Genomic DNA, 18,654 nt, shown 5'->3' on the forward strand with positions numbered 1-18,654 from the left:
CAGGTCTCCAGAGTCAATATGCGAGCGCGCATTGGACGGCCGGCGGCACGGTTTGCATAGTGACGACCTATGATCGCCTGATAACAAACTGTCATTACCCATGGTCCCCAGCCTGCCCTCCATCCTGGCGCGCCTGCGCTTTCGCCACCTGTCGCTGCTGATCGCGCTGGACGAGCACGGCTCCCTGCACAAGGCCGCTCAGCGCACCGGCATGACGCAGCCGGGCCTCACACGCGCGCTGCACGAGATCGAGCTGACCTTCGGCGCGCCGCTGTTCACGCGCTCGGCGCGTGGCATGGCCGCCACCGAGCTGGGGCAATGCGTGCTGCGCCATGCCCGGCTGATCGCGGCCGACGTGGGCCAGCTGCGTGAAGAGATCGAGGGCGTGCTGCGCGGCAGCGGCGGGCGCATCGCGGTCGGCGCCATCGCGGGCGCGCTGCACGGCGTGCTGGTGGCGGCCATCGGCCGGCTGCGCGCGCAGCAGCCGGCGCTGTCGGTCGAGGTGCGCGAGGCCACCAGCGTGGAGCTGCTGCAACTGCTGGGCGAGGGCCGGCTGGACCTGGCGGTTTGCCGTACCACGGTGCTGCCGTACCCCGAGCAGTTCCACTACGAGCCGCTGCTGGACGAGCACGTGGCCGTGGCGGCCCACCCGCGCCACCCGCTGCTGCAGGCCGGCCCTGTCACGCTGGACCAGCTGGCCGGCTGCGCATGGATCTTCTACCCGGCCCATCTGCCGCTGCGCTCGCTGCTGGAGCGTGCCTTCCACGAGGCCGGCCTGGCGCTGCCGCGCCACGCGGTGGAGACGGCGTCCACCTTCGCCACCATGCTGCTGCTGCGCGAGGACACCCAGGCCGTGGCGCTGATGACCGAGGCCACCATGGCCTTCTGCGAGCACCACGGCGTCGCCGCGCGGCTACCGATCGCCATCACCGCGCGCCACGAGGGCTACGGCATCGTCACGCGGCACGGCGCGCAGTCCTCACCCTTGACCGGCATGCTGGCGCAATGCTTGCGCGATGCGGCGCGCGCGCAGCCTGGGCCCGCTGCACCGGCTTAGTCGGGCTTTCGCGCAGGTAGCCCCAGCGTCGCCAGCGCTCCGCCCCCAGCCGCGTTCTCCAGCGTGGCCTTGCCGCCGTGCTGCTGCGCGATCTCCTGCACGAACGCCAGGCCCAGCCCCGTGCTGCGCTTGCCGCTGGCGGGCCGCGCGAGCGAATAGAACTTCTGGAACACCTGGGCCTGGGCATAGGCCGGGATGCCGGGGCCGTGGTCGCGCACGGTGATGCGCACACGGCGGCCCGTGGCGTGCAAGCCCAGTTCGATGGCGCTGCCCGCGGACGCGAAGTCCATCGCATTGGCCAGCAGGTTGGCGACGGCGCGGCGCAGCAGGAAGGGGTCGCCCCAGACCACGGGCTGGTCCTGCAGCGCGAGGTCGAGGCGCAGCCCGCGCGCTGCCGCGGCGGCCTGGTGGCTGGCGGCCAGTTCCTCCAGCAGCGGCGCCAGCGGCACGGCCTGCGCGTGCTCCAGCACGCGGCGGCTCTCCAGCGCGGTCAGCTCCATCATGCGGTCCACGATCTCCTGCACGCGCTGCGTCTCGCGCGTGATGTTGGCCAGGAAGCGCTCGCGGTCGGCCGCCGGCATGGCAGGGTCTTCCAGCAGCTCGGCCGCACCGCGGATGGCCGACAGCGGGCTCTTGATCTCGTGCGTGAGCGTCTGCACGTAGTCGGCCACCGTGTTGCGGCCGGTCAGCGCGTCGCGCATCTCGTGCACGCCGCTGCGCAAGGTGGCCACTGCATGGCGCGCCATGGGGCCGGGGCGCAGGCGCGGCTGCGTGCGCGTCCAGGCCAGGTAGTCGCGCACCAGGCCGAACGGCCGCACCAGCCACACCGACACGATGACGGCCCCCACCAGCAGGGCGAGCGCAGAGCCCACGCCGACCCAGATCGTGCGCCAGCGCGCGTCCTGCACGAACTTGCCGAAGCTCTGCACCGGCTTGCCCACGCTGACCACGCCGATGGTCACGCGATCGCGGCTGCGGATGGGCGCAGCCACGTACATGACCGAGCTGGTGGCATCGTGCGCCACGTCGCGCGAGGTGCGCGCGCCGTACAGGCCGTCCAGCGTGTAGCGCACGTCGCGCCATTCGACGAAGTTCTCGCCCAGGTGCTGGCCCGTGCGCTCGCGCTGCGCGTCGAAGATCACGCGGCCGTCAGCGTCGGTCACGTACAGGCGCAGGTCCACGCGCGTCTTGCGCAGGCCGTAGATCTCGGCGTCGAACTGGCGCGCGTACAGGTTGCGCAGCAGCGGCTCCAGCCGCGCCGGCTCGATGCGCTCGCCGTGCACGTCCTGCTCGATCAGGCTGGCCATGAGGTTGGCCGTGTCGACCAGCGATTCCTCGGCCGACTCGCGGTAGCGCGGGTCGATGTCGCCGACCACGCGGACCAGCAGGAAGGCGATGCCGGCGACGTAGATCGCCAGCATGCCCACGAAGATGCGCGTGCGGCGGCTCACGGCAAGGTCGCGGGCAGGTTCTCGTGCAGCGCGTAGCCGGTGCCGCGCAGCGTGCGGATCGGCTCGACCTCCGGCGCCACGGCCTTGAGCTTGGCGCGCAGCGTCTTGATGTGGGCGTCCACCGTGCGGTCCAGGCTCTGCGCGGCGTCGTCCCAGACCATCTCCAGCAGCTCGTCGCGCGTGTAGACGCGGCCGGCGCGCTGCACCAGCAGGGCCAGCAGGCCGTACTCGTAGCGCGACAGGTCCAGGGCGCGGCCGTAGTAGCGGATCTGCCGGCGCTCGCCGTCGATCTGGAACACGGGTGGCGTGGCGGCCACCGGTGCCGCGGGCACGCCGCCGCCACGCGCGCTGCGCCGCAGGATGGTGCGCACGCGCGCCACCAGCTCGCGCGGCGAGAAGGGCTTGGCGATGTAGTCGTCCGCGCCCAGCTCCAGCCCGACCACGCGGTCGATCTCGTCGCTGCGCGCGGTGAGGAACAGCATGGGTACGGCGTCGGCGCCGGGCAGCTCGTGCAGGCGGCGGAACAGCTCGAAGCCGTTCATGTCCGGCAGGCCCACGTCCAGGATGGCCAGTGCCGGCACCTGGGCGCGGAACTGCGCCAGCGCCTCGCCGGCCGTGGCGCACCACACCGGCTCGTAGCCGTCGGCGCGCAGCACGTAGCGCAGCGTGTCGGCGATGCCGGATTCGTCTTCGGCGATCAGGATGCGGGCGCGGCTGTCGGGGGCGGGCGGTTGCATGCCGGCATGGTACGGCGCCCGCCACCTCAACCGAGGTCGGCAGGCGCCAGGGCCGTGCTGGACGCCGCCGCCTGCAGGCGGCTCGGCGCCAGTGCGCCGGCCGACTCGAGGATCGGATAGGCCATGGAGCAGATGTGCGAGTTGATGCGCTTGAGCTCGCTGATGAGGTCGATGTGCAGCGAACTGGTCTCGATGCTCTGCGCCGTGTTGTTGCGCAGGCGTGCCAGGTGCGTGCCGGCGTAGGCGCGCTCCAGGTCGCGGAACCGGGCCTTCTCCTCCAGCAGCTTGCGTGCATCGCGCTCCGTGCCGTGCAGGAACACGCCCATGCTGAGCCGCAGGTTGCCGACCAGGCGGGCGTGCAGCTCGCAGATCTCGGCCATGCCGGCCTGCGAGAAGCTGTAGCCCTTGCGGATCTTCTTGTCCTCGATGTCGGTGATCACGCGTTCGACGATGTCGCCGATCTGCTCCATGTTGATCGTGAAGCTGATGATGTCGGCCCAGCGCCGGCTTTCGGCCTCGGCCAGGGCCTCGCGCGAGATCTTCGTCAGGTAGTACTTGATGGCCGAGTAGAGCGCGTCCACCGTGTCGTCCAGCTGGCGCAGCTCCTGCGCCAGCCGCAGGTCGTTGCGCTGGATGACCTGCAGCAGCCCGCGTACCATGGTCTCCACCACGTCGGCCTGGTGCAAGGCCTCGCGCGTGGCGCACGCGATCGCCAGCGACGGTGTCGCCAGTGCGGACGGGTCCAGATGGTGTGGCCGGCCGGCCGCGGGGGCCGGCTCGGGCGGAGGAAGGCACTGCTGCACCCAGCCGGCCGCCACCTGTGTGAAGCCCAGCAGCAGCACCGCCACCGCCGCGTTGAAGCCGAGGTGGAACAGCACGACCGCCGTGGCATCGTCGCCCAGGGCGGGGCGCGCATGGTGCGACCACAGGCCCGCCAAAGGCGCGATGGTCGCGACACCGATCACCTTGAACACCAGATTGCCCAGTGGCACCTGGCGCACCTCCACAGCGGACCGGGCGGTGGTCAGGACGGCGAGCAACCCGCTGCCCAGGTTGGCGCCGAGCACCAAGCCGAGCGCCACGTCCAGCGACACGGCGCCCGACGCGGCCAGCGTGGCGGTCAGCAGAACGATGGCCAGGCTCGAGTACGCAACGATGGCCAGTACGGCGCCCAGCGTGATCTCCAGCAACAGGTCGCTGCCGAGCGAGCCCAGCATGGCCTTGACCGCGGACGATTGCGTGACGGCGGCGGCCGATGCCGACACCAGCCGCAGCGCCAGCAGCATGAGCCCCAGGCCGATGAGGATGCGCCCGATGCGGCCGGCATCCGTGGCCGGGCGGGCGATGAACAGCACCACCCCGACCAGGATGAACAGCGGCGACAGCCACGACAGGTCGAACGAGAACACCACTGCCATCAGGCTGGTGCCCACGTCGGCGCCCAGCATGACGGCCAGCGCCAGAGGCAGCTTGACAAGGCCCTGGCCCACGAACGACGCCACGATCAGGGCCGTGGCCGTGCTCGACTGCACCAGGGCCGTGACGGCGATGCCCGAGGCCATTGCCGTGCCGCGGTTGCGGATGCTGCGCGCCAGCACCTGGCGCAGGTTGGTGCCGAACACGCGCAGGATGCCGGTGCGCACGGTGTGCGTGCCCCAGACCAGCAGGGCGATCGCGGCCAGAAGATTCAACAGGTGCTGCATGCGCGTGGGGGTGTCGGCGGTGGTCAGTCGACCTTGGCGCCGGAGGCACGGACCACGCCGGCCCAGGCCTTGAGTTCATCGCGCATGAACCTGCCGAACTCGGCCGGCGTGCCACCGCCCGGTTGCGCGCCGTCGGCCGCCAGCGCGGTGCCGACCGATGGGCTGTTGATGGCCGCCACCGTGGCCTGCGCGAGCTTGTCCACCACAGCCTTGGGTGTGCCCGCCGGGGCCACCAGCCCGGCCCAGGATGTCACCGAGAAGCCCTTGAGGCCGGCCTCCTGCATGGTCGGAAGGTCGGGCGCCGCCGTGGAGCGCTCGTCGGACGTGACGCCCAGGCCCTTGAGCTTGCCACTGCGCGCATAGCCGATGGCGCTGGGAATGGTCTCGAAGCCGAACTGCGCCTCGTTGGACATCAGCGCCAGCATGGCGGGGCCGCCACCGCGGTACGGCACATGCTGGACATCGACGTCGACCATCGCCTTGAACATCTCGCCGGCCAGGTGGGCTGGCGAGCCACTGCCCGACGAGGCGAAGAAGGTCCTGCCGGGGTTGTTCCTGGCGTAGGCGACGAGTTCCAGTACGGTGTTGACCCGCAGCTGCTGCGGCACCACCAGCAGCAGCGGGTACTTGGCCACCAGCGCCACCGGCTCGAATGCCGTGGCCGGATCGAAACGCAGCTTGTACAGGTGCGGGTTGATCGCCTGGCTGCTGACGGTCGACATGAAGAGCGTGTAGCCGTCTGCCGGCGCTGCGGCCACGGCCTCGGCCGCCAGGTTGCCTGCCGCACCGGGCCGGTTGTCCACGACCACCGACTGGCCCAGCAGTTCGGTCATGCGCATCGCCAGCACGCGCGCCAGCTTGTCGGTGGAACCGCCCGCCGCGAAGCCCACCACCAGGCGGACCGGCTTGTCCGGATAGGACTGGGCTGTGGCGGGGCCGCCAGCGGCCAGCGCGAGGCAGAGCAGTGCTTGGGTGACATGTCGATCCATCGTGGTTGTCTCCGGTCGTTGTGGGTGTGGTGGCCGCTGGCCGTCCAGCAGCGCCGCTGTCTCAGGCGGTCTGGTTCAGCGCCAGGGCGAGGACGTCGAAGTTGCGCAGCCGGGCGGGAGCCGCGCCCTGCAGGCGGCGGTTCAGCAGCACCGGAACCCGCTGCTCGGACAGGCCGCCATGCGAGCGCAGCGGCACCGTCAGGCCGGACAGGTCGTGCTGCGAGGCGGATGTGCCCAGCACCGACAGCCGGCTGCTCAGCACGACGAGGTCGCCGATGCGGTCCGGCGGCAGCTCGAAGCGTTGCGCCGCCTCATGCCGTGAGAGCACCTGTTCCACCTCCGGAAGTTGCTGCAGCGCGCCCGTCACCCGTGGGAGATCCGCAGCGTTCGGCACATACACGGTGGCGTACGAACCCAGCGCACCGTGGTGAACGACGTAGGGGTCGGTGATGGGCAGCAGCACCCGGGCCTTTCCAGGGCCGAAGGCCGCGTCGAGCCAGTCCTGCAGGAAGACGATGTTGGGCCTGCCCAGCGCGTCGGTCTTGGCATTCATGCCATGGTCGGCCGTGATGCCGATGACGGCGCCTGCTTCGTCCAGGCGCCGCAGGTAGCGGTCCATCATGGCGTAGAAGCTGTTGGCGCCCTCCGTGCCCGGCGCGAACTTGTGCTGCACGTAGTCGGTGGTGGACAGGTACATCAGGTCGGGGCGCACCGTCTCCAGCAGCATCACGCCGGCCGCGAAAACGAATTCGGACAGGTCGGCGCTGTAGACCGAGGGCAGGGGCTTGCCGACCTTGGCCAGCACATCGTCGATGCCGTTGGCCTGCACCGTGGCGGTATCGGCTTTCTCGGCGGAAAAGCAGATGCCCTGCAATCCATGGCCGAGCAGGCTGCGCAGCTTGTCCTTGGCGGTGACGACGGCGACCTTCTGGCCGGCGGCGGCCATTTTTGCCAGCACCGTGGGTGCGCGCAGGTAGCGCGCATCGTTCATGAGCACCTCTGCGTTCTGCTCGGCGTCGAAGAAGTAGTTGCCGCAGATGCCGTGCACGCTGGGCGGCGCGCCGGTGACGATGGACAGGTTGTTCGGGTTGGTGAAGGACGGCATCACGCAGTCGCCGGACAGCACCGTGCCGTCGGTGGCCAGCCTCGCGAAGAACGGCGCGACGCCGGCCTGCACGGCCTGGTTGATGTACTCCTGCTCGCAGCCGTCGATGCAGACGATCACGGTCGGCACGTGCGGCAGTTGGTAGGAGCGTTCGTTGACGCGGATCGCGTCTGGTGCGGGGGTTGGGTTTTGCATGTGAGGAAGCTTATGGTGTTGAACTTGCTCACACCATCGACAAATAATGGCAGTCACGTGATGAAAGCTCACAGATGCCGCACCAGCTCCCCCCTCTCAACGCCTTGCGAATCTTCGAAGTGACGGCGCGCGCCGGCAGCTACACCGACGCTGCGCGCGAGCTGCATCTGACGCACGGCGCCGTCAGCCGGCAGATCCAGCTGCTGGAGCGCGCGCTGGGCCAGCCGCTGTTCCGCAAGGAGGGCCAGCGCATGGTGGCCACGGCCCATGCCAGGGCCTATGCGCGCGAGATCAGCGCGGCGTTCGACCACATCGGCGACGCCTCACGCCGCTACGGCAAGGCGGCCACGAGCAAGGTGATCCGTGTCAACGCACCGGCGACGCTGGCGATGCGCTGGCTGATCCCGCGGCTGGTGGAATTCCGGCGCAGCCATCCGCAGACGGAGGTGCGGGTGTCCACGGCGTTCAGCAGCGAGCCGGTGCTCAAGGGCAGCTTCGACGTGGCCATCCGCCGCACGCCGAGCGACGAGACCCAGTTCGAGACCACGCCGCTGTTCCACGAATCGGCCACCGTCATCGCCAGCCCGGCGCTGCTGCAGTCGGTGTCGCTGAAGAAGCCGCGCGACCTGGCCAAGGCCGTCCTGCTGTCGACCGAGACGCGGCCCGGCGACTGGGAAGCGTGGCTCGAGGCGGCTGGATGCGGCGGCCTGCGCGGTACGCAGCACCTGCGCTTCGACCATTTCTTCGTCACGCTGCAAGCGGTGGTGGACGGCATGGGGCTGGGCATCGGTCCGTTTCCCACGCTGTCCAATGACTGCACGCAGTCGCGCATCGCCACTCCGTTTCCTGCTTGCCAGATCCCTGGCAGCCTCTACTACGCGATGGTGCCCATGGACTCGGACAAGCCGAAGTTCCTGCGCGAGTTCCTGCAGTGGTTGTTCGCGTCTGCCGATGCGGAACAGGCGCACCACGCAGGCTCGTAGCCATCGTCGCGCAGCGCGCTGTGGACAAGGCTGTGGATGGCAGGACGCACAAGCGGTGGATGGGGTGGGGATGCGGTGTGGATGTTCATCGCCGCAGAGCCCTCACCGCAGCCCTCTCCCAGGGGGGAAGAGGGAGCAGGTGGCTGGTTCGCCCGGTGCGCCGCCGGACAGGCTCTTGTCCACAGCGTAGAAATTCACATGTGCACCCTGCGGGCCTGCACCAGCGGCATGTGCTGGTCGCGGTCATACGCGTGGTCGACCGCGCGCCCGGCGGGTCTGCGTACATCACGCTGACTTTGATCATTGCCGGTTGCCGGTGTGGTGGATGGGGCGCCCGTATCGGCCAGCACTGACGGCTCGCGTAAGCTGCGGCCCCCGCCCTCGCACGCCACCCGGAGCCCGCCCATGCCCCCCGACACGCCGCCTGCCGACGATGCCCAGTTCCAGTACCTGACGGGCCAGGGCCGGCCCCATTTCGCGGCCTTGCTCGAGCGCTTCGAGGCCGACAGCGCCACGGCCAGCGCGGCCGGCCAGCGCGACATCCGCTACGGCGAGGCCGCGCGCGAAACCTTCGACTTCTTTGCGGCCCAGGGCACGCCGCGCGCAACGATGGTGTATTTCCACGCCGGCTACTGGCAGTCGCGCGACAAGTCCCTGTTCCGCTTCATCGCGCCGGCCTTCACGCGCGCGGGCGTGCAGGTGGCACTGGTCAACTACCCGCTGTGCCCGCACGTGTCCATGGGTGACCTGCTGGCCGCCACGCGCCGCGCAACGCTGGCCGTGCACCGGCATGCGCGGGCCTTGCCGGGCGGCCCGCTGCCGATGGTTGCCGCCGGGCATTCGGCCGGCGGCCACATCGCCGCCGAGCTGGGCCTGTCGGACTGGGGCGCGCACGGCTTTGCCATCGCGGGCGTGCTGGCGCTGTCGGGCGTGTACGACCTGGCGCCGCTGCTGGGCGTCACGCTGAATGCGAACCTGGGCCTGGACGCGGCCAGCGCGCGGCGCCATTCGCCGCTGCTGCGTGTGGCCGGCGGCGCGCCGCCGGCCCTGTTCGCCGTGGGTGGCGCCGAGACGGCGGCCTTCCTCGCGCAGAACGCGGCCATGCACCAGGCCTGGCAGGGCGCGGGCAACCACAGCCAGGCCCTGGTGGTGGCGGGCGCCGACCACTTCAGCCTGCTGGACGTCCTGATCGACCCCGGCAGCGCCTTGCACCAGCAAGCCCTGGCCCTGATCGCGCAGGCCGTGGGCGATTTGCCAAGGGAGATCCCATGAGTACGCGCATCCGCATCGGTTCCGGCTCCACCTTCGAGGAGCAAATGGCCTATTCACGCGCCGTGGTCGACGGCCAGTGGGTTTTCGTGTCCGGCACCACCGGCTTCGACTACGCCGCCATGACGATTGCCGACGACATCGTGGCGCAGGCCGACCAGTGCTTCCGCAACATCGCCGCCGCGCTGGCGCAGGCCGGCAGCAGCCTGGCCGACGTGGTGCGCGTGACCTACGTGTTGCCCGACGCCAGCCTGTTCCCGCAGTGCTGGCCGGTGATGCGCCAGTACCTGGGCGAGGTGAAGCCGGCCGCGATGATGATCAGCGCCGGGCTGGCCGATCCGCGCATGAAGATCGAGATCGAGGCGACGGCGCGCCGGCAGGACACCCCAGGCGCAGCCTGATCAGGCGTAGCCCAGCGGCAGTGCGGTCGTGAACTTGATCTGCTCCATGGCGAAGCTGGAGCTCACGTCGGACAGTTCCACCTCGCGGATCAGCCGCTGGTAGACCGCGTCGTAGCCCTTGATGTCGGGCACCACCACGCGCAGCAGGTAGTCGATCTCGCCGCTCATGCGGTAGAACTCGACGATCTCCGCAATGGCCGTCACCACCTCGGTGAAGCGCCTGGCCCAGGCCTCGTTGTGCTGGCTGGTGCGCACCGAGACGAACACCGTCACGCCCACGTTGAGCCGGGCCGGGTTCAGCAGGGCCACGCGCTGCAGGATGAAGCCTTCGCGCTCCAGCCGCTGGATGCGGCGCCAGCACGGCGTGGCCGACAGGTGCACCAGCGCGCTGATTTCCTGCAGCGAGGCCATGGCGTTGGTCTGCAGCGCGTCGAGGATGGCCTTGTCGATCTTGTCCAGGGGCTGGCTTGAGTCCATGAGAGTGAATTTTCTCTTGATGTGGCTTTTTGGAGAAGAAGTTTCCATTGACGCACGAGGAAGCGCTGCATTTTGGACCCATGTTGCGCGGCATGGCTTGCAAAATTTTGCCCATGGAAATCTACCTCGACGCCAATGCGACCACGCCCGTGCTGCCCCAAGCCCGCGCCGCGGCGCTGTCCACCATGGCCGACCTGTTCGGCAACCCCAGCAGCACGCATGGCGCGGGCCTGAAGGCGCGCGCGCTGCTCGATGGCGTGCGCGCCGCCGCGCGCCGCGTGCTGGCCGTGCCGAGCGGCCGGCTGCTGTTCACGAGCGGCGCCACCGAGGGCATCCAGACGGCCGTGCTGTCGGCCCTGCACGCGCTGCGCCAGCGGCGCGATGCCGGCCAGACGGTTCCCGCGCTGCTGCTCTACGGGGCCACCGAGCACAAGGCCGTGCCCGAGGCGATCAGGCACTGGAACGCGCTGCTCGGCCTGCACCTGCGCGTGCAGGCGATCCCGGTGGGCCTGGACGGCCGGCACGACCTGGCCTGGCTGCGCAGCCACGCCGCGCACGCCGGCCTGGTCTGCACCATGGCCGCCAACAACGAGACGGGCGCCATCAGCGACCTGGACGGCATCGCCGACGCGCTGGCGGGCAGCCCGGCGCTGTGGCTGGTCGATGGCGTGCAGGCACTGGGCAAGCTGGACCTGCAACTGCAGGCGCGCCGCATCGACTACGCGCCGTTCTCGGGCCACAAGCTCTACGCGCCCAAGGGCATCGGCCTGCTGTATGTGCGCGAGGGTGCGCCGTTCACGCCGCTGCAGGCCGGTGGCGGCCAGGAGGACGGCCAGCGCGCCGGCACCGAGAACATGGCCGGCATTGCCGCCTTCGGCGCGGTGCTGCAGGCGCTGGACGCGGGCGATGTGTTCGCCGCGCCGGCCGTGCTGCAGGCCCACCGCTCGCAGCTCGCCGCCGCACTGCAGGACGCGTTCCCGGGCGTGGTGTTCAACGCCCCGTTCGCCACCAGCCTGCCGACCACGCTCAACATCGCCGTGCCCGGTGTCCCTGCGCAGACCTTGATCGGCCTGTTCGACGCCGCGGGGCTGCGCGTGAGCGGCGGGTCTGCCTGCAGCGCCGCGCGCGCCGAGCCGAGCTACGTCTTGCAGGCCATGGGCTTGCCGGCCTGGCAGGCTGCGTCGGCCGTGCGCCTGTCGTTCGGCGCGGTGGACGATGCGGCGTTCGTGGCGCAGGCCTGCGACCGGCTGCGCGGTTGCGGTGCCGCCCTGCGTGCGGCGGGTGCGCAGGGCGAGGCGGCATGCGAGATGGATGCGTCAGCCGTGCGCCAGGCGCTGCAGGCACGGCCGAGCCCGCTGGTCGTCGATGTGCGCGAGGCCGATGAGCAAAGCCTGCAGCCCGCCGCCGGACTGGCTGCCGAAGCCGTGCCCTTGTCGTCGCTGGACGAGGCGCTGCCGCGCTGGCAGGGGCTGCCGGCCACCACGCCCGTGATCTTCGTGTGCCGTAGCGGCCGGCGCAGCGCCCAGGCCGCGGCCGCCCTGCGCCGCCAGGGCCATGCCAACACCTGGAGCCTGGCCGGCGGCCTGGCGCAGTGGAACGCCGCGTAGTGCGCCGCCCGCAGAGCCGTTGACCGCCCCGGCGATCAGCCCAGCGCCGCCTCCACGGCCAGCGCCACGGCCGCCAGCCGCGCGTCGTCGCCGCGCACCGACGACAGCATCAGTCCCGCCGGCATCGCGCCCGCCTCTTGACACGGCAGGCTGAAGCTGCAGCCGTCCAGGAAGTTGATCGCGAAGGTGTTGCGCAGCAGCATGCCGTTGGCCTGGAAGAAGGCCTCGTCGGTCGCCAGCGAGGCGATGGGCGGCGCGACGATCGGCACCGTGGGGCACAGCAGCGCGTCGAATCCCTCCAGCGCGCCTTCCATGCGGGCGATCCAGTCGGCGCGGCGCTGCTGCATGGTGATGTAGTCGGCAGCGCCCACGGTCATGCCCAGGTCGATGCGCGCCGCCACGCGGCTGTCGTAGCCGGCCCGGCGCGCGGCGATGGTGTCGCGGTGCACGGCCGCGGCCTCGATGGGCGAGAAGCCGCCCGGCGCGTTGATCTTGGCGATCTCGGCCAGCTCCGCCAGCGTGATGTCGACGATCTGCGCGCCGGCCGCCGAGAGCCTGGACACGGCGCGCTGGAACGCACGGCCCGTGGGCCGGTCGACGCCGTCGAACATCAGCGTGGCCGGCACCGCCAGGCGCAGGCCCTGCAACGGGCGTCGGCGCACCTGCAGTGGCGCGTCGGCCAGCGCGGCATCGGCGACCAGGCAGTCCTGCACCGAGCGCGCCATCGCGCAGACCGTGTCCAGCGTCTGCGACAGCGGGAACGCGCCCGTGCGCGGCGTGCGCGACTGCGTGCTCTTGAAGCCCACGATGCCGCACAGCGCGGCCGGGATGCGGATCGAGCCGCCCGTGTCCGAACCCAGGCCGACGACCGCCAGGCCCAGCGCCACCGACACGGCCGCGCCCGAGGACGAGCCGCCCGGGATGCGCGCGATGTCCGCATCGGCCGGGTTGCGCGGCGTGCCGTGGTGCGGGTTGATGCCCACGCCGGAGAACGCGAACTCGGTCATGTTGGTCTTGCCCACGATGGCTGCGCCTTGCGCACGCAAGCGCTGCACGGCGACGCTGTCCTGCGCGGCGGGCGGTTCGCCGCGTCGCACGACGGAGCCGGCCAGCGTGGTCTCGCCGGCCACGTCGTACAGGTCCTTGATGGAGACCGGCAGGCCGGCCAGCGGCGGCAGCTGCACGCCGGCCTTCGTCGCCGCGTCGGCATGGCGCGCGGCGGCCAGTGCGGCGTCGGCGTAGAGCCGCGTGAAGACGTGCGTCGCTGCCGCTCCGGCCGCGCCGTCGAGTGCCTGTGTGACGAGGGCTTCGTGCGAGACATGGCTGGCGTCGAGGCGGGCGCGCAGGGCGGCGATCGTAGGGGCGGTCATGGGTGTGCTCCGTGGGGGACCGCATCGTAAACGCGTGCGCGAGGAGACCGGGATCGGCGCCGGCTGGCGTGTGTCAGTGGTAGTCCTCTTCGCGCTGGTGCCGGACCGCCAGCACGAGCACCCGCGAGGCGTCGGCGATCTCGTACAGGGCGACGTAGCCCGAAGCCCCGAACGGGACGATCAACTCGCGCCGTGTGGGGCTCGCGCCCACTTTGCGAAAGATGTACGGCGTGGTGGTCAGGCGGGTCAGCACGGCGGCTCGGATGGACTGCATTGCAGCTTCGGCCTGGTGCAGGTCTTCCAGCGTCTCGGCACCGTCCAGCAGGAAGTCGTAGAGGCGCTCCAGATCGTCATCTGCTTCCGGGGTGAACAGAACCTGGAAGCTCATGGGGGCCTCCATGCTGGCTTTGGCCGTGCGGCCCTGGCTTCAACCGCCCAATTGGGCTCGCCGGGCATCCAGCTTGGCCTGCAGTCTGGCGAGCACTGCGTCCCCCGGCACGGCCACCCCGCTGCGCTCGTAGTTCTCCCAGGCGGCCTGACCCCGTGCCTGGAAATGGGCTTGCGCGCGTCGAACTTCCACGGCACGCCGGACCGAGGCCTCGACGAACTCGGACAGCGTCTCACCTGGCACCAGCACGGTCTCGAGATCAGCCCGCAAACCGGGATCGACACGAACCTGGGGAATCACCGCGGTCTTCATGCCGGCCAGTGTATTGCGTTTGGATTGCAAAAGGCCAGTGCAACGAAGCCATCAGCAATTGGCACATTGCTTGCATCTCATCTTGTACACATGAATGGATGCGTCAAAGTGGTGCAACTCAACCCTTCCCTTCCCGGCCCCTCCGTCACGACCGCCGAGCCCGAGAACGCCTGGATCTCCAGGGCCGCCCAGCCCGTTGCCGGCGCCGCCCGCGGCCCGCTGGCCGGGCTGGCCTTCGCGGCCAAGGACAACATCGACGCCGCAGGCTTCGCGACCACGGCCGCCTGCCCGGCCTTCGCCTATGAGCCGGGCGCGAACGCCACGGTGGTGCAGCGCCTGCTCGATGCCGGTGCGGCGCTGCACGGCAAGACCAACCTGGACCAGTTCGCCTGCGGCCTGAACGGCACGCGCTCGCCCTATGGGCCGGTGCCCAACGCCATCGACCCGGCCTATGTGTCGGGCGGCTCCAGCTCCGGCTCGGCCTATGTGGTCGCGACGGGCCAGGTCGACTTCGCGCTGGGCACGGACACGGCCGGCTCGGGCCGTGTGCCGGCGGGTCTCAACAACATCGTGGGCATCAAGCCGAGCAAGGGCCTGATCAGCACGCGCGGCGTAGTGCCGGCCGCGCAGAGCGTGGACTGCGTGTCGATCTTCGCGCGCACGGTGGACATGGCCGCGCGCGTGCTGGCCGTGGCGCAGGGCTTTGACGCGCAAGACCCCTACAGCCGCCGCCTCCTGCTGGCCCACACGCCGTTCCCGGCCGCGTTTCGCTTCGGCGTGCCCTCGCTGCTGGCCTTCCAGGGCGACCAGGCCGCGGCCGACGCGTTCGACCAGGCGATCGCGCAGCTCATGGAGCTGGGCGGCACGCCAGTCTCCATCGACTACACGCCGCTGGCCGGTGCGGCCGACCTGCTGTACGAGAGCGCGCTCGTGGCCGAGCGCTACGCCGCCGTGCGCGGCTTCGTCGACGCCCACGACGCGCAGATCATCGAACCGGTGCGCGGCATCCTCAACGCCGGCAAGGCCTACAGCGCGGCCGACCTGGTCGAGGCCCAGACGAAGTTGCGCGCCTTCGGCCAGCAGGCCGCCGCGATCTGGGAGCGCATCGACGTGCTGCTGGTGCCCACCGCGCCCACGCACTACACGGTGGCGCAGATGCAGGCCAACCCCGTGGTGCTCAACCGCCACCTGGGCACCTACACCAACTTCGTCAACCTGCTCGACTACGCCGCCATCTCGGTGCCGAGCAGCCTGCGGCCGGACGGCCTGCCCTTCGGCATCACGCTGATCGGCCCGTGCGGCAGCGACTGGCAGCTGGCCGACCTGGGCCAGCGCTACCACCATGCCACGGGCCTGGCGCAGGGCGCCACGGGCCTGCCATTGCCACCGCCGCGCCCCATTGCGGCCGTCGCGAAACCGGCCACCGTCGATGTCGTCGTGGTCGGCGCGCACCTGGCCGGCCTGCCGCTCAACAGCCAGCTCACCGAGCGCGGCGCCTGGCTCGTGCGCGCGACGGAAACCGCGCCTGACTACCGCTTCTACGCACTGCCCGGCACCGTGCCGCCCAAGCCCGGCCTACTGCGCGTGGCGCCCGGCCAGGGCCACGCCATCGCGGTGGAGGTCTGGCGCATGCCGGTCGCGCAGTACGGCAGCTTCGTCGCGCTGATTCCGCCGCCGCTGGGCATCGGCACGCTGCGGCTCGCCGATGGCAGCCAGGCCCAGGGTTTCGTCTGCGAGCCGCAGGCGCTGCAGGGCGCGCAGGACATCAGCGCCTACGGCGGCTGGCGCGCGTTCCTTCAGGCGCAGGCACAGCAGCAGTGAGCCGCGGCGCGCCGCCATCCATCCACCGTTCGTTCTCAGGGAGAGTCCCATGGTTCCAGCTTCCGCATCCTCCAAGCCCTCGCGACGCCGCGTGCTGCAACAGGCCGGCGCCGCGCTGGCGCTGCTGGGCGCGCCAGCCGTGCGCGCGCAGGTCGGCCCCAAGATCCGCGTCGGCTACTGGCCCATCGCGGCCGGCCTGCCGTTCTACGCGGCCGTGGAGCTGGGCTACTTCAAGGAAGCCGGCCTGAACGTGGAGCCGCTCAAGTTTGCCGGTGCGCAGCAGATCATGGAGGGCATGCTGTCCGACCGCTGCGACGGCAGCGCCAACGGCACGGGCTCGGCCAACATCGCCATCGGCGAGATCGCCGCGCCGGGCACGTTCAAGATCTTCTGCTCCAACCCCAGCAACGCCAGGCATGTGCTGGACGAGGTCATCGTGCCGGCCGGCAGCAGCGCCAAGGTGATGGCCGACCTCAAGGGCAAGCGTGTGGGCTCCGGCCCCGGCATCCAGAACGTGACGCTGGCCAAGACCGTGCTCGAGCGCGGCGGCGCCACCGGTGCCACCGTGGTCGAGCTGCCCATCGGCCAGCATGTCGCGGCCCTGGCCGCGGGCCAGCTCGACGGCTGCTACACGCTGGAGCCCACCGGCACCATCGGCCGCCTGAACGGCACCACCAAGGTGCTGGAGGCCGGCGTGATCGCCAAGTACGTGCTGGGCGACCCGATGGCACCGTGGTTCGGCGGCTCGGCATCGCTGACCTCGGCCTTCATCAAGAAGAACCCGGCCGAGGCGAAGAAGTTCATCGCCGCCTACGCCAAGGGCGTGGCCTACGTGCGCAGCCAGCCCGACGCGGCGCGCCAGTACCTCAAGGGCTACACCGCCATCGAAGGCCCGCTCACCGGCGAGGTGCCGCTGGCCGCCTACATGATGTTCGACGAATTCAAGCCCGCCGACGTCGCGCATTTCCAGAAGTTCTTCGACCTGTTCAGTGAGAAGGGCATCTTCTCGTCGCGGCTCATGGTCGACTCGATGCTCTACAAGGGCTGAGTGATGGCCGCCACATCACCCGCGGCTGCAAAGCCCTGGACACCGCCGGCCCCGCAGAGCGGCGCGGGTCACGCGCCCAAGCCGCCGCTGTGGGACAAGTTCCTGCCCGCCATCGGCCCGGTGGTGCTGTTCATCGTCTGGGACCTGGTGGTGCGCTTCGGCCTCATCAAGGCCATACTGCTGCCCAGCCCGGGCGACACGCTGCTGGTGCTGGTGTCGGGGCTGGCCGGTGGCCCGCTGCTCATCGACTTCACGGTCACGGTCTGGCGCACAGTGCAGGCCTTCTTGATCGCGGCCGCCGTCGGCATGCCGCTGGGCGTGCTGCTGGGCAGCAACGAGCGCGCCTACCGCAGCGTGGAGTTTCTGATCGACTTCTTCCGTTCCACGCCCTCGTCGGCATTGATCCCGCTGTTCCTCATGATCTTCGGCGTGTCGGACGTGAACAAGGTCGCCATCGCGGCCTTCGGCGCGCTGCTGATCGTGGTGTTCAACAGCGCCTATGGCGTGATCAACGCGCGCAAGCAGCGCGTGATGGCGGCCAAGGTCATGGGCGCCACGCGCTGGCAGATCTTCAAGGACGTGCTGGTCTGGGAGAGCCTGCAGCCCAGCTTCGTCGGCCTGCGCTCGGCCGTGTCCATGGCGCTGGTCATCGTGATCGTGGCCGAGATGTTCATCGGCGCCGACAGCGGCCTGGGCAACCGCATCATCAACTCGCAGCAGGTCATGAACGTGAAGGACATGTACGCGTCCATCCTGGCCGCGGGCGCGCTGGGCTATGCGCTGAACATTCTGTTCCTGGTTCTCGAACGCCGCATCGTGCATTGGAGTGGAAGATGACCCCCACGCTTGTCACTACGTGTACTACGCTGCCCCCCGGGGGGGCCCAAGCCCCCTTGGGGCGGCCCGGCGGGGGCTTGTCATGAGCGCCGTCCTCAACGCCCCGGCGTTCGCCGATGTCCCCAAGGCCCCCTTCCAGCCCGGCCCCGCCGGCACGCACATCACCATCCGCGGCCTGACCAAGTACTTCGCGGGCTGGCCGCTGTACGAGAACTTCGACCTCGACATCCCGAAGCACAAGATCGTGTCCGTGTTCGGCCCCAACGGCTGCGGCAAGAGCACGCTGATCAACATGATCGCGGGGCTGATCCCTATCGACGCGGGCGAGATCCTGTTCGACGGCAAGAGCCTGAAGGACACCAAGATCGGCTACGTGTTCCAGAACTACCGCGAGGCCATGTTCCCGTGGATGCGCACCATCGACAACATCGCCTACCCGCTGCTGCTCGAGGGCCGCAGCAAGGCCGAGGTGGACCGGCGCATGGCCGAGCTGGTGGCCAGCTTCGACGTGAAGTTCGACCTGCACCGCTTCCCCTACGAGCTGTCGGGCGGCCAACAGCAGACCGCGTCCATCATGCGCGCGCTGGCGCCCAACCCCGAGGTGCTGTTCCTGGACGAACCCTTCTCGGCACTGGACTTCGAGATGACCCTCTTCATCCGCGAGAAGCTGCAGGAGGTGTTCATGCAGACCGGCACCACCATGCTGCTGGTCTCGCACGACCTGGAAGAGGCCGTGTACCTGGCCGACCAGGTGCTGCTGCTGACCAAGCGGCCCACGCGCGTGGCCGAGATCTTGCTATACGAGGACGCACGGCCGCGCACGGTGGAAACGCTGTCCGAGCCCAGTTTCATCCACGCCAAGAAACGCAGCCTGGAGATCTTCCAGCGCGAGGTGCGGCGTTAG

18 protein-coding genes are annotated in these 18,654 nt (G+C 70.2%); 9 read left to right on the forward strand and 9 right to left on the reverse strand.

The features are described 5' to 3' along the window. The first annotated feature begins 100 nt into the window (after nt 1-100). The gene (locus ASF43_RS25265; protein ID WP_056187563.1) at nt 101-1,057 is read left to right on the forward strand and encodes a LysR family transcriptional regulator; all 957 of its coding nucleotides are present in this window, start codon (nt 101-103) and stop codon (nt 1,055-1,057) included. On the opposite strand, the gene creC is transcribed toward ASF43_RS25265, so the two are convergent. The 5 genes from creC to phnA form a co-directional block, all read right to left on the reverse strand. Then, nucleotides 1,054-2,508 carry a two-component system sensor histidine kinase CreC gene (creC, locus tag ASF43_RS25270; RefSeq protein ID WP_056187566.1) on the reverse strand — a complete coding sequence of 485 codons (1,455 nt, stop codon included), beginning with the start codon at nt 2,506-2,508 and terminating at the stop codon, nt 1,054-1,056. The two genes, ASF43_RS25265 and creC, sit on opposite strands and share 4 nt — an antisense overlap. After that, a complete protein-coding gene (gene creB, locus ASF43_RS25275) occupies nt 2,505-3,245 on the reverse strand; it encodes a two-component system response regulator CreB (RefSeq protein WP_056187569.1) in 741 nt (246 codons plus the stop codon). Before creB ends, creC begins: the two co-directional genes overlap by 4 nt. A 26-nt stretch (nt 3,246-3,271) precedes the next feature. Then, nucleotides 3,272-4,948, reverse strand: a complete 1,677-nt coding sequence (locus ASF43_RS25280) for a Na/Pi cotransporter family protein (protein WP_056187572.1) — start codon at nt 4,946-4,948, stop codon at nt 3,272-3,274. Between the two features lie 23 nt (nt 4,949-4,971). Further along, nucleotides 4,972-5,937 carry a tripartite tricarboxylate transporter substrate binding protein gene (locus ASF43_RS25285; protein ID WP_056187574.1) on the reverse strand — a complete coding sequence of 322 codons (966 nt, stop codon included), beginning with the start codon at nt 5,935-5,937 and terminating at the stop codon, nt 4,972-4,974. Between the two features lie 61 nt (nt 5,938-5,998). After that, nucleotides 5,999-7,237: a phosphonoacetate hydrolase gene (gene phnA / locus ASF43_RS25290; RefSeq protein ID WP_056187576.1), complete on the reverse strand. Its 1,239-nt coding sequence runs from the start codon at nt 7,235-7,237 to the stop codon at nt 5,999-6,001. A 74-nt stretch (nt 7,238-7,311) separates the two neighbouring features. Between phnA and ASF43_RS25295 the strand changes: the two genes are divergently transcribed. The 3 genes from ASF43_RS25295 (at nt 7,312) to ASF43_RS25305 (ending at nt 9,890) form a co-directional block, all read left to right on the forward strand. After that, nucleotides 7,312-8,220: a LysR substrate-binding domain-containing protein gene (locus ASF43_RS25295; RefSeq protein ID WP_056187578.1), complete on the forward strand. Its 909-nt coding sequence runs from the start codon at nt 7,312-7,314 to the stop codon at nt 8,218-8,220. Between the two features lie 405 nt (nt 8,221-8,625). Then, nucleotides 8,626-9,492, forward strand: coding sequence for an alpha/beta hydrolase (locus ASF43_RS25300; protein ID WP_082498167.1), 867 nt, complete (start codon nt 8,626-8,628; stop codon nt 9,490-9,492). Then, a complete protein-coding gene (locus ASF43_RS25305; RefSeq protein WP_056187580.1) occupies nt 9,489-9,890 on the forward strand; it encodes a RidA family protein in 402 nt (133 codons plus the stop codon). The genes ASF43_RS25300 and ASF43_RS25305 overlap by 4 nt, the downstream gene beginning before the upstream one ends. On the opposite strand, the gene ASF43_RS25310 is transcribed toward ASF43_RS25305, so the two are convergent. Next, the gene (locus ASF43_RS25310) at nt 9,891-10,349 is read right to left on the reverse strand and encodes an Lrp/AsnC family transcriptional regulator (protein ID WP_056188524.1); all 459 of its coding nucleotides are present in this window, start codon (nt 10,347-10,349) and stop codon (nt 9,891-9,893) included. A gap of 131 nt (nt 10,350-10,480) precedes the next feature. Between ASF43_RS25310 and ASF43_RS25315 the strand changes: the two genes are divergently transcribed. Further along, the gene (locus tag ASF43_RS25315) at nt 10,481-11,974 is read left to right on the forward strand and encodes an aminotransferase class V-fold PLP-dependent enzyme (RefSeq protein ID WP_082498168.1); all 1,494 of its coding nucleotides are present in this window, start codon (nt 10,481-10,483) and stop codon (nt 11,972-11,974) included. A 35-nt stretch (nt 11,975-12,009) separates the two neighbouring features. Here ASF43_RS25315 and ASF43_RS25320 read toward each other — a convergent pair whose 3' ends face one another. The 3 genes from ASF43_RS25320 to ASF43_RS25330 form a co-directional block, all read right to left on the reverse strand. Continuing rightward, the gene (locus tag ASF43_RS25320) at nt 12,010-13,344 is read right to left on the reverse strand and encodes an amidase (RefSeq protein ID WP_056187583.1); all 1,335 of its coding nucleotides are present in this window, start codon (nt 13,342-13,344) and stop codon (nt 12,010-12,012) included. 73 nt (nt 13,345-13,417) lie between these two features. Then, the gene (locus tag ASF43_RS25325) at nt 13,418-13,732 is read right to left on the reverse strand and encodes a type II toxin-antitoxin system RelE/ParE family toxin (protein ID WP_056187586.1); all 315 of its coding nucleotides are present in this window, start codon (nt 13,730-13,732) and stop codon (nt 13,418-13,420) included. Nucleotides 13,733-13,771: 39 nt separating this feature from the next. Then, nucleotides 13,772-14,044 (reverse strand): YlcI/YnfO family protein, encoded by a 273-nt coding sequence (locus tag ASF43_RS25330; RefSeq protein ID WP_056187589.1) that lies wholly within the window; start codon nt 14,042-14,044, stop codon nt 13,772-13,774. Between the two features lie 90 nt (nt 14,045-14,134). Here ASF43_RS25330 and atzF point away from each other — a divergent pair, with 90 nt between their 5' ends. The 4 genes from atzF (at nt 14,135) to ASF43_RS25350 (ending at nt 18,654) form a co-directional block, all read left to right on the forward strand. Beyond that, entirely contained in the window at nt 14,135-15,865 is a 1,731-nt protein-coding gene (gene atzF / locus ASF43_RS25335; RefSeq protein WP_082498169.1) for an allophanate hydrolase, read from the forward strand. 49 nt (nt 15,866-15,914) lie between these two features. Further along, entirely contained in the window at nt 15,915-16,913 is a 999-nt protein-coding gene (locus ASF43_RS25340; protein WP_056187592.1) for an ABC transporter substrate-binding protein, read from the forward strand. Between the two features lie 3 nt (nt 16,914-16,916). After that, complete coding sequence (locus ASF43_RS25345; RefSeq protein WP_056187595.1) at nt 16,917-17,750, forward strand: ABC transporter permease; 834 nt, start codon at nt 16,917-16,919, stop codon at nt 17,748-17,750. A gap of 82 nt (nt 17,751-17,832) precedes the next feature. Continuing rightward, complete coding sequence (locus ASF43_RS25350) at nt 17,833-18,654, forward strand: ABC transporter ATP-binding protein (RefSeq protein WP_056187597.1); 822 nt, start codon at nt 17,833-17,835, stop codon at nt 18,652-18,654.

Source organism: Pseudorhodoferax sp. Leaf267 (assembly GCF_001422405.1).
Taxonomy (GTDB): Bacteria; Pseudomonadota; Gammaproteobacteria; order Burkholderiales; family Burkholderiaceae_C; genus Pseudorhodoferax.